11 protein-coding genes are annotated in these 9,405 nt (G+C 69.3%); 4 read left to right on the forward strand and 7 right to left on the reverse strand.

What is annotated here, in order from left to right:
- Positions 1-785: GNAT family N-acetyltransferase (locus VJN29_RS15600; protein WP_324144552.1), on the forward strand; the 785-nt coding region annotated here is incomplete at its 5' end.
- Positions 786-850: 65 nt separating this feature from the next.
- Here the strand turns inward: VJN29_RS15600 and VJN29_RS15605 are convergent.
- The 3 genes from VJN29_RS15605 to VJN29_RS15615 all read right to left on the reverse strand — a co-directional run bounded on the left by VJN29_RS15605 (position 851) and on the right by VJN29_RS15615 (position 2,909).
- Complete coding sequence (locus VJN29_RS15605) at positions 851-1,666, reverse strand: NYN domain-containing protein (RefSeq protein WP_324144553.1); 816 nt, start codon at positions 1,664-1,666, stop codon at positions 851-853.
- 101 nt (positions 1,667-1,767) lie between these two features.
- Positions 1,768-2,313: an NAD(P)H-dependent oxidoreductase gene (locus tag VJN29_RS15610; protein ID WP_324144554.1), complete on the reverse strand. Its 546-nt coding sequence runs from the start codon at positions 2,311-2,313 to the stop codon at positions 1,768-1,770.
- Positions 2,314-2,465: 152 nt separating this feature from the next.
- Positions 2,466-2,909: a hypothetical protein gene (locus tag VJN29_RS15615; RefSeq protein WP_324144555.1), complete on the reverse strand. Its 444-nt coding sequence runs from the start codon at positions 2,907-2,909 to the stop codon at positions 2,466-2,468.
- A 150-nt stretch (positions 2,910-3,059) separates the two neighbouring features.
- On the opposite strand from VJN29_RS15615, the gene VJN29_RS15620 reads away from it, so the two are divergent.
- The gene (locus VJN29_RS15620; RefSeq protein ID WP_324144556.1) at positions 3,060-3,479 is read left to right on the forward strand and encodes a DUF6325 family protein; all 420 of its coding nucleotides are present in this window, start codon (positions 3,060-3,062) and stop codon (positions 3,477-3,479) included.
- A gap of 18 nt (positions 3,480-3,497) precedes the next feature.
- Here VJN29_RS15620 and VJN29_RS15625 read toward each other — a convergent pair whose 3' ends face one another.
- A complete protein-coding gene (locus VJN29_RS15625; protein ID WP_324144557.1) occupies positions 3,498-3,971 on the reverse strand; it encodes a DUF6069 family protein in 474 nt (157 codons plus the stop codon).
- Positions 3,972-4,000: 29 nt separating this feature from the next.
- Complete coding sequence (locus tag VJN29_RS15630; RefSeq protein ID WP_324144558.1) at positions 4,001-5,392, reverse strand: ATP-binding protein; 1,392 nt, start codon at positions 5,390-5,392, stop codon at positions 4,001-4,003.
- A 161-nt stretch (positions 5,393-5,553) separates the two neighbouring features.
- Here VJN29_RS15630 and VJN29_RS15635 point away from each other — a divergent pair, with 161 nt between their 5' ends.
- Both VJN29_RS15635 and VJN29_RS15640 read left to right on the forward strand, forming a co-directional pair.
- Entirely contained in the window at positions 5,554-5,931 is a 378-nt protein-coding gene (locus VJN29_RS15635) for an SHOCT domain-containing protein (protein WP_324144559.1), read from the forward strand.
- A gap of 45 nt (positions 5,932-5,976) precedes the next feature.
- Positions 5,977-6,234 (forward strand): SHOCT domain-containing protein, encoded by a 258-nt coding sequence (locus VJN29_RS15640; protein WP_324144560.1) that lies wholly within the window; start codon positions 5,977-5,979, stop codon positions 6,232-6,234.
- Here the strand turns inward: VJN29_RS15640 and VJN29_RS15645 are convergent.
- Entirely contained in the window at positions 6,231-7,922 is a 1,692-nt protein-coding gene (locus VJN29_RS15645; RefSeq protein WP_324144561.1) for an AI-2E family transporter, read from the reverse strand. The two genes, VJN29_RS15640 and VJN29_RS15645, sit on opposite strands and share 4 nt — an antisense overlap.
- 133 nt (positions 7,923-8,055) lie before the next feature.
- The coding region (locus tag VJN29_RS15650; protein ID WP_324144562.1) for a helix-turn-helix transcriptional regulator at positions 8,056-9,405 on the reverse strand (1,350 nt) is incomplete at its 5' end.

Below are 9,405 nucleotides of genomic sequence, written 5' to 3' on the forward strand. Positions count from 1 at the left end.
TCGTGCGCATCGACACCCCGGGTCTGGCCACGGACCTCGCCGTCCTCGAGCTCGAGGGCTCGACGATCACGGACCACGGGGACCACCTGGTCATCCGGACGGAGAGCAACCCCACGTACTACTGGGGCAACTTCCTGCTCCTCGGGCGCGCGCCCTCGGCGCGCGAGATCCCTACGTGGCTGGAGCGATTCGAGGCGGCGTTCCCGGACGCCGGCCATCGCGCCTTCGCGATCCTCGAGGTCGATGCGGACCACTCGGGGTGGAAGAGGCACGGCTGCGCGGTCGAGCTCGACACCGCCCTGGCGGCTGAGCGGATCCTGGCGCCGCCCCCGCGCCCAGCCATCGACGTGGAGGTCCGACCGTTCTCGTCGGACGACGACTGGGAGCAGTCGGTGCTCGTCTTGGCGTCGGACGACGACAGCGGCCAGCGCAAGGCCCGGCTCGCCTTCGAGCGCCTGCGCGCACGCGCCGAGCGAGCGCAGGCGGAGGCCGGTCAGGGCAGGTGGTTCGGCGCGTTCGTCGACGGCCGGCTCGTGTCGCGGGCGGGCATCGTGGTGCTCGGCCCGCGGGCGCGCTACCGCGCCGTGGTGACGCACCCGGACTTCCGTCGGCGTGGTCTGGCCGGCGCCGTCGTCCACGCCGCCGGCGAGTGGGCGCTCGCCGAGCCGGGGGTCGAGCAGGTCGTCATCGTGGCGGACACCGACGGTCCCGCGATCAACCTCTACCGATCACTCGGCCTGCGCGAGGCCGGGAGCCACATCACCGTCGAGCGGCGCCCCGACTGACGCAACTCCACGCCAACCGAGCGGGGAGGCGCGAGCGAGCTCAGCGGCATACGGCCAAGTGTGTGTCAGCGCGAGCCGGCAACCGCCTTGGCCGTGACCTTCTTGGCGGCCGCCTTCTTCGCGGTCTTCTTGGCCGGGGTCTTCGGCAGCGTCCGCGTGTCCGCGATGCGCACGCCGCCGCCCTCCCGGTCGAGCGTGAAGAGGCCGATGGCCTCGGCGAGGTCGCTCAGCTTGGTGTAGCCGTAGTTGCGCGGGTCGAAGTTGGGCGCCTGCTTGACGATGAGGTTGCCCACCGCGCTGAGGCCCGCCCACCCGCTCTCCCCGGATGCCGCGTCGATCGCGGTGCGGAGGAGGTTGACGAGGCGGGTGTCCTGGCGCAGCTCGCCCTCCGTCTTCCTCCGAGTCGGAGCCTGCGCGCCGTCGCCCTCGGGACTGGCCCGGAAGATCTCCGTGTAGACGAACTGGTCGCAGGCCTGGACGAACGGGTCCGGGGTCTTCTGCTCACCGAAGCCGACGACCCGCTTGCCCGACTCGCGCAGCCGAGAGGCGAGTCGGGTGAAGTCGCTGTCGCTCGAGACGATGCAGAAGCCGTCGAACGTGCCCGTGTGGAGCAGGTCCATCGCGTCGATGATCATCGCGCTGTCGGTGGAGTTCTTCCGGGCCGTGTAGGCGAACTGCTGGATCGGCTGGATGGAGTGGGTGAGCAGGACGTTCTTCCAGCTGCCGAGCTGCGGCGTGGTCCAGTCGCCGTAGATCCGCTTGACGCTCGCGACCCCGAACTTCGAGATCTCCGCGAGGAGCGGCTCGATGATCGAGGCGTCCGCGTTGTCGGCGTCGATGAGCACGGCGAGGTGGGCATTGCCGTTCGGCACGGTCGTCATGGCCTCATCCTGCCCCCTCAACAGGGGATCAAGGCAGGTGGACACCAGAGCGACTCGCATCCTGCTCCGCAAGGCGGAGCAGCATGCGAGTCGAACGCAAGTCAGGCGGTGACGGCCTGGCGCTCGCGCAGGCGCGTGGACAGGGCCTCGAGCAGCTCGGCGAGCTCGGCAACGCGCTCGTCGGTCGTGGTGAGCTCACCCTCGGGCGTGAGGTCCTTGGTGAAGACGAGGCCGGTGGATCCGACGACGTCGGCCTTGACGTGCGTCAGCACCTTGGTGAGGTCGGCGGCGGCGTCCACCGCGCCGCTCCAGCCGTAGCCGACGACCGCGATCGGCTTGCCGTCCCACTCGGCGAAGAGCATGTCGACGGCGTTCTTGATCGGCGCCGGGAAGCTGCGGTTGTACTGCGGCGTCACGACGACGATCGCGTCCGACTCGAAGACCTCGCTGGCCCAGCGCTGGGTGTGCGGCAGCGCGTACCTGCCCTGCTTGGGGTGCTCCTCCTCGTCGAGGAACGGCAGGTCACTGAGGTCCAGGAGCCGGACCTCCCATTCCGCGGCGGGCGCCTGGGCGGCGACCCACTCGGCGACCTTGGGGCCGATGCGGCCGGGACGAGTGCTGGAGACGATGATGCGCAACTGATTCACGATTCAACTAACAGACTGGATGGTCCCTGCATTCCCGAGCTGATCTCCGGCCTGCGTCTTGCGAGTCCAAGAAGGTCAGGGCAGCGACAGGTCACGAGCGAGCGGCAGCCAGCTCAGCGGCATACGGTCACTGAAGAAGGCGACAGACTGCGTCACCGCGGCCTCTGCTCGCGCTCCTTCATCTCCGCCTCGTAGCGGTGCCGCTCCGGGTCGCCCGCCTCTTCACGCACGCGGTCGACGACCTCGCGGAAGACGCTCCAGTAGCACTCGTCGTAGGCCTCGACCAGCTGGAACGTCCACATGCCCGGCAGCACGTTGCGACCGACGACGCATTCCTCGACGACGTCGGCCTGGGTGTTGAGGCCGGCCTCGCGCATCAGTGCGACGGCCCTCTGCAGCGTCGCGTCCGCCCGCCCGGTCAGCCGGTGGAACGCGTAGAGCATCCCCCGCGCGTGCTCGACGACCTCGAGCGCCTCCGACAGCTTCCCGAGCGCCGTGACCGCGGCGTCATCGAGACCACCCGGCCGCGTGGGCGTCTCGTGGCTGCCCACGCGCTTGGCGCTGCCATATCGCTCCACTGCCTCATCAACGTCCACCTGCCCAGCGTGCCCGACATCCCTCGGGTCCACACGCAATCAGCCGTATGCCGCTGGGCTGGCTTCGCGGGAAAGGTGCCTTCATGCGGGACGGGTGATCCGCCCACGCCCACCCGGAGAGCACGCTGGGGACGGCAAGGAAGGAGACTCATGGGACCGGTCCACTACGTCGTCGTCGCGTTCGACCACCCTGACTTCCACGGCCGTCTCGCGGCGGAGCTCGCCGCCCTGGTGGACAGCGGGACAGTCCGCCTGCTCGACCTGGTGTTCGTCGACAAGGATGTGGACGGTCAGGTGACGACGCTCGAGGTTGACGGGTTGCCCGACGATTGGGCGGTGTACGGCAGCGTCGAGGGCGCCTATGGCGGGCTCGTCAGCGAGGAGGACCTCGCCGAGGTGGGCGACCGGTTGCCGCCTGGTTCCGCCGCGGCACTGCTGCTGTGGGAGAACACGTGGGCCCAGCGCTTCGTGTCAGCCCTCGCGGAGACCGGTGGCGTTGTCGTGGACCAGGGCGTGGTGCCCGCGACGACGGCCGAGCCGGCGCTGAGTGCCCTCGACCAGCCGGGGTGAGTGGGGGCCCGGTGCGTCCTAGCCGAGCTCGTTCACGCCTCGTGCAACGGCCGATCTGGCCACCGCACTCACCAGGCTGAGGATGGCAATGCCGATGACCAGGTTGATGATCCCGGTGGCGACCTTGCTGGACATGTCCGCATCCGTGGCGAACGGCGCTATCGCCGCGGCAGCCGTGGCGAGGCCGACGATCCAGGAGAAGAACCGCATCGCACGCGGGGTACTGAGCAGCAAGAGGTGCGCGAGCCCGGTCGCGAGGAGAGCACCCACAGCCGCGGCAATCATGTAGCCCACGGTCGAGGAGCCGCCCCACACTCCATCGCGCTCCGGGGCGAGCACTGGGATGTCGAACACGCCGCGGAAGATCAGCACCCCCACGAGGGCGATCAAGGCCGCCACCAGCGCGGACGCGAAGCCGCCCGCCCACAGCGTCTGGGCGCTGAACTGGGGTCTCCCTGCGGCGGGACCATAGGACGGTTGAACTGAGGTCATGGCTCACTTCCTTGGTGTCAGGCCCCGCCTCACGGCATGGGCACCCGAACGTCGATGCCACCCTCGAGGGTGATCCGATCGCGAACCCGCACGATGCTCGGCATCGCCACGAATCCGCCGGCGATGAGTGCTTCGCCCTGCCTGAATCGAGCCGACTGGGCCAACATCGAGCGCGGCACGAAGCCGAAGAGGTCCGCCAGCTCGGCAAGGTCACCGGGGGAGTTCATCCGCATGACGGTGACGTTGTCGCACTGCGACACGATTCCGCGGTGCACCTTTGACGGTCGCTGGGTCGACAGCAGCAACCACAGCCCGAACTTCCGCCCCTCTGCGGCGATCTGGATGATCCGGTCGCGGACCGCGATGCCGAGCGGCCCCTCCGGCTCCGGGGGACACAGGTTGTGTGCCTCGTCAATGACGAGCAGCAGTGGGCGCCGCTCTTCCCGTCGGGCCCACAGGTCCTCGAGCACCGCCAGCGCGACGACGAGCTGCTCATCGCCACTGTGGAAGCCGCCCAGGTCAAGGACGGTCGCGGCGGGGCGACCGGCAATGACATCGGTGGCCGCCTCGTGCTCGTAGGCCCAGGTCTGCCATTCGAGCAGGCCGAGGTTCTCCACCCGTTGGGCCAGCGCTTCGCCGTCCAGGCCGCCGGCCTCTCGCATCCGTGGCGGGATGTCCGCCGGATCGACGCCCTGGAGCGCCGGAGCCAGCCGCAGCAGCGCGTTGTACTCGCCGCGATCCACCACCGGATCGAGGCGCAGAATCGCTGCCTTCGCATGGGCGCCCATGTCCCGGAAGCGAACCCGTAGGGCATCAGGCCCTTCGCCGGGACGCAGCACCCTGACGGCGCGACCGGCCAGCGCCTCAGCGACCGGCGGATCCAGGCCTTCCCGAGCCGCATGGAGTTTGACGAAATCGCTGTTCGGGTCGAAGACGACGACGGGCAACCGGGTTCGCAGGATGATCCGCTCCAGCGCGACGCCGAGGGCATAGGTCTTGCCGGAACCGCTCTGGCCGCACCAGAAGGTGTGCCGGTTCAACCGGTGCGGAACGAGCCCAACGCCGACACTCGGCGTCGACACCAGCTGACCGACCACGAGCTCCGGGTCCGGGCCGGAGACCACCCGGGCGACCGCGTCCGGGGAGGTCGGCGCTGCGGCTGCGTCGGTGAAGGGCATGGGCGCGACCTCACTGCCCTCATCGATGAGGGAGCCGGCGGCGACCAGACCCGAGCCGTCCTGGGGCGAGACCTCCTCGACGAAGCCGAGCAGGTCCACGCCATCCGGACGGATGATCCTGACGTAGTCCCCGGGTCTGATGGTCGCGGCGGCGCTCGCTCGCACCGAGAACGATCGCCCGTCCGACGAGGAGGCCCGGGTCCTCGCGCTGTCGCCCGGACTGGTCTCAACGTCTACTGACATGCGAGCGCCCTCCCTCGCGGCCTCTCCCTACTGTCGGAGCCTTCCATCGGGAGGCGCTGAGCCAATCATCCGTTACGGGTGATCCCGGGCACGGCGTCGGGTTCGGAGACTCGTGTCGAGCGCCGATTGCGCGCGCTCCTGATCATCGGGAAGGATCCGGCATGGATTTCTGGGACATCGTCTGGTTCATCATCATCTTCTTCGCGTTCATGGCCTACCTCATGGTCCTGTTCATGATCCTCAGCGACCTCATGTCTGATGACCAGACCTCCGGTTGGGTCAAGGGGATCTGGGTCGTTGCCCTGGTGATCGTGCCCCTCATCACCGCCCTCATCTACCTGATCGCACGGGGTTCGGACATGGGCAAGCGCCGCATGGCCGAAGTCAAGACGGTCCAGAAGATGCAGGAGGACTACATCCGCGACGTCGCAGGAACGGCGGGACCGGCTGACCAGGTCGCGCGGGCGAAGGACCTCCTCGACTCGGGGACGATCACGCAGTCCGAGTTCGACGCAATGAAGGCCAAGGCGCTCGCGTGACAGCAGGGGCGCCCTGACGCGAACAACTGGAGGAGTGACCAGATCATGATTGGACGCCCGATCGCGCGCCGCGGTAGGCCCGGCCTGTTGGGGACAGCGGCTCGCACCGCCGTCGTGGCCGGGACTGCAACCGCGGTCAGCGGTCGGGCGTCGCAAGGCCAGTCGGTGGGTCAGGAGCAGCCTGTAGAGGTCCGGGGCGATGACTTGATCTCCCAGCTGCGCGAGCTCGGGCAGCTGCGCGATCAGGGCGTGCTCACCGAGGAGGAGTTCGCCATCCAGAAGTCGCGGATGCTCACACGCTAGGGCTGCGCGCGCTTTCGTCCGAGACGGCCTTGTCGAGCAACTGGCGGAGTGGGCGAGTCGAACTGCGGGAGCAACTCGTACGAGCGGCTGTAGATCTCGAACAGCGCCAACCCGAGCGCCGCGACCGGGACGGCGCAGAAGGCTCCCGCGACGCCGAAGAGCGCCGCACCGAGCAGGACGGACGCGAAGGCGACTGCCGGATGCATGTCGACCGCATTCGCGCTGATCTTCGGCTCGATGGTGAGATTCTCCACCTGCTGGTAGACGAGGGCGAACGCGAGCGCCAGCACGCCGTCAACGGGGTCGGCGCTCGTGAGCCCCACCACGACGGGCAGTGCGATGGCGATGTACGTGCCGATGGTCGGGACGAACTGGGCGACGACGCCGGTCCAGATGCCGAGGGCGAGCCAGTAGTCCATTCCGATGAGGAGCAGGAAGACCGCTGTGAGTGACCCGCTGATCGCCGCCAGGACGATGCGGGCGGCGACGTAACCGCCGGTCTTCTGCACTGCCAGGTCCCAGACGACGAGGAAGACCTCCTGCCGTCGCTGCGGCAGCAGTCGAGCCACCCACCGCTTGAAGCGTGGGGCGTCGGCTGAGAAGTAGAAGATGAACAGGCCGATCGTGAACATCGAGAAGATGCCACCGACGAGCCCGGCGATGGCTCCCAGCAGCCCGCCGGCCACCTCGGCGCCGAGCGTCGCGATCTGCTCGGGGGAGACCTGAAGCTGCGAGGCGAGCGCTGCGGAGTCGAGGCTCAGGTCGAAGGTGGCGTTGATCCAGTCGATCAGTGCCTCGACAGCGCCGGGGAGCGCGGTGACGAGATTGCGGATCTGATCGGCGAGCAGACTGCCGAAGGCGGCAAAGAAGCCGACGGCGGCGACGACGACCCCGGCCATCACCAACCCGGTCGCCACCCCTCGCCGAAGATGCCGGGTGAGGCGTCCGACGGCGGGTTCCATGGCGATGCTCGCCAGCCACGCCATGATCAGCTGAAAGACCAGTAGCCCTCCGTCCTGGAGGATGAACTGGCCTGCGCTGTAGAGCAGCACGATCCCAAGGAGCACCAGGCCGATGCGCCAGGCAGTGCGCAGCTCGGGCGCCGCCCGGCTGGCCGGCCGGGCTCCGGGACCTGAGGCTGTCGAGTCGCCGCCCGATGCCGGCGGGATGGTGAGCAGCGCCTGCGCCTCCGTGTTGAGCGCGTCGACGTCGACGGTGAACCGAGCGGTCACCCGGTCCGCGGCGCGCGACGTCAGTGCCGTGGTCTCGTCGAGCGCCGCCTGAGGGATGACGACGACCAGGGCGCGGGGGCGGCGGTGGATGAGCTCCGCGAGCGCCTGGAGGTCCGCGGGACGGAGAGCGTCGACCACCCGGGTCACCAGCCGACCGACGTCCGTTCCGTCTGCATCGGCACGGACCCAGCCGTCGCGCAGGGCCACTCCCGGAAGCAGGCCGACGAGCACGGCATCTGCGAGCGACCCAGCCGCGGGCACGGAGCCCTTGGACGTAGAGCCGATCGCACCGTTGAGGCGCACCGGCCCGCCGGAGTCGTCGACCGCGAGGACGGTGACGGACGCGTCTCTCGATGCTGCGGAGCGGATGCCGCCATCGGAGGTGAACCCCGCGAGGTCGGCCTCAGCGCTCTGAGCGTCCTCGTAGTGGCATCCCAGTACGACCATCTCGTCCATGCTCAGCGCTTCCGTGCCCTCTCCTCGAGTTGAGCCGCACAGCCATGGTCGTCATCGGGCGCACCCGGTGGCCTCATCCGTCGTGGATGATCCTTGCGTCACGGGGCCATTGGTTCCGAAGGTGCGCCGACCGTCAGATGAGGTGTAGATCACGGCCCTTGGCGACCGCTTCGCGGCGGCTGCTCGACTCGAGCTTGCGATAGATCGAGGCGAGATGGGTCTTGACGGTGTTCATCGACACGAACAGCTCCGTGGCGATCTCGGCCGTGGTCATGCGTGTGGCGAGCCAACGCAGCACCGAGAGCTCGCGGTCGGTGAGTGGCTCGGGGAGGCCATGGCGCTGCCGCGTCGCCGAGTGGTCGGCAGCGGCCGACGCTGAGGAGTGCAGTGGCACGGGCCACCGAGCGGCGAGACCCGGGTGGCCCGCCAGCAACGCCTCGAAGCGCGGCGTCGCCTCGAGGAAGGCCTGAGAGATCCCTTCATGCGAACTGAGGTCGATGGCTCGGGTCAGGTGCTCAACGGCGGAGGTCTCGTCACCGCTCCCCAGGGCAGCCTCGGCCTCGACGATGACGGCCGCGACGAGCAAGGGCGTGGTGGCTGGACGCGCGGCGGTGACGACGCGTCGGGCCATCAGGTCGGCCGCCGCCCAGTCACCGGCCGCGACGTGGGCTCGAGCACGGGCGAGATGCGTCCGCGAAGCCAGGAAGTCGTTCGTCGGTGGATCGGCGTGCTGGAAGGCGTGGATCGCGACGAGCGGCCGCCCGCTCTGCGCGAGGAGCTCGAGCAGCATGAGCGCACTCACCGCGCGGAGACCCCATGCGCCCGGTAGCGAGCACGACGGGTCGCCGAGGATGATCGCCCGCGCTCCGAGATAGTCCCCCGCGGCCTGCAAGGCGGTGGCCCGAACCAACGTCGCCGCGCAGGAGAGGGCCGGGTCGCGGTCCCGCAGCTGCGCCACGTCCACGACCTGCAGGGCGCGAGCGCAACCCTGGAGATCGCCCCTCGTCGTGGCGAGATCGGCCGTGCCGATGTGGAAGGGCGCAGCGGAGGCTTCGGGGATCCGAGGGTGCGCACTGTTGATCCCGGCAGCGTCGAGCGCGTACTTCTCGGCGATCGAGAGGCGTCCCGCGGCGCAGTGGGCGAGGACCAACCGACCCCCCGTCGCGAGCGCGAGGGCCGACAGCGACAGCTGCATGGCCAGCGCGAGAGCGCGCTCCAGGGCTTCAACGGCCAGGCCATCCGCCATCTGCCACACATGCACGGCCCCGATTTCCGACAGTGCGTACGCCTCGAACACCCCGCCCGGGTCAGCGGTGACCAGCGCCGCCACCGCCGCGTCGACACCGTCCCGGTCACCAGCTCGGACTGCCAGGGCGAGTCTCGCGACATCGGCCAGGGAGCTTCGTGAGTCGGGCGTGCTCAGGGCCTCGATGTCGACCGCCAGCTCGCGGGCTCGATCATGGCGGCCCAGCATGCACGCCAC

It is taken from the genome of Intrasporangium sp. (genome assembly GCF_035280925.1).
GTDB lineage: Bacteria > Actinomycetota > Actinomycetes > Actinomycetales > Dermatophilaceae > Intrasporangium.

Excerpts from the sequence above, each read along its gene's own strand:
- VJN29_RS15630 (WP_324144558.1), bottom strand. The coding sequence starts at position 5,392 with ATGTCAGTAGACGTTGAGACCAGTCCGGGCGACAGCGCGAGGACCCGG.
- VJN29_RS15645 (WP_324144561.1), bottom strand. The coding sequence starts at position 7,922 with ATGGACGAGATGGTCGTACTGGGATGCCACTACGAGGACGCTCAGAGC.
- VJN29_RS15635 (WP_324144559.1), top strand. The coding sequence starts at position 5,554 with ATGGATTTCTGGGACATCGTCTGGTTCATCATCATCTTCTTCGCGTTC.
- VJN29_RS15605 (WP_324144553.1), bottom strand. The coding sequence starts at position 1,666 with ATGACGACCGTGCCGAACGGCAATGCCCACCTCGCCGTGCTCATCGAC.
- VJN29_RS15620 (WP_324144556.1), top strand. The coding sequence starts at position 3,060 with ATGGGACCGGTCCACTACGTCGTCGTCGCGTTCGACCACCCTGACTTC.
- VJN29_RS15625 (WP_324144557.1), bottom strand. The coding sequence starts at position 3,971 with ATGACCTCAGTTCAACCGTCCTATGGTCCCGCCGCAGGGAGACCCCAG.
- VJN29_RS15640 (WP_324144560.1), top strand. The coding sequence starts at position 5,977 with ATGATTGGACGCCCGATCGCGCGCCGCGGTAGGCCCGGCCTGTTGGGG.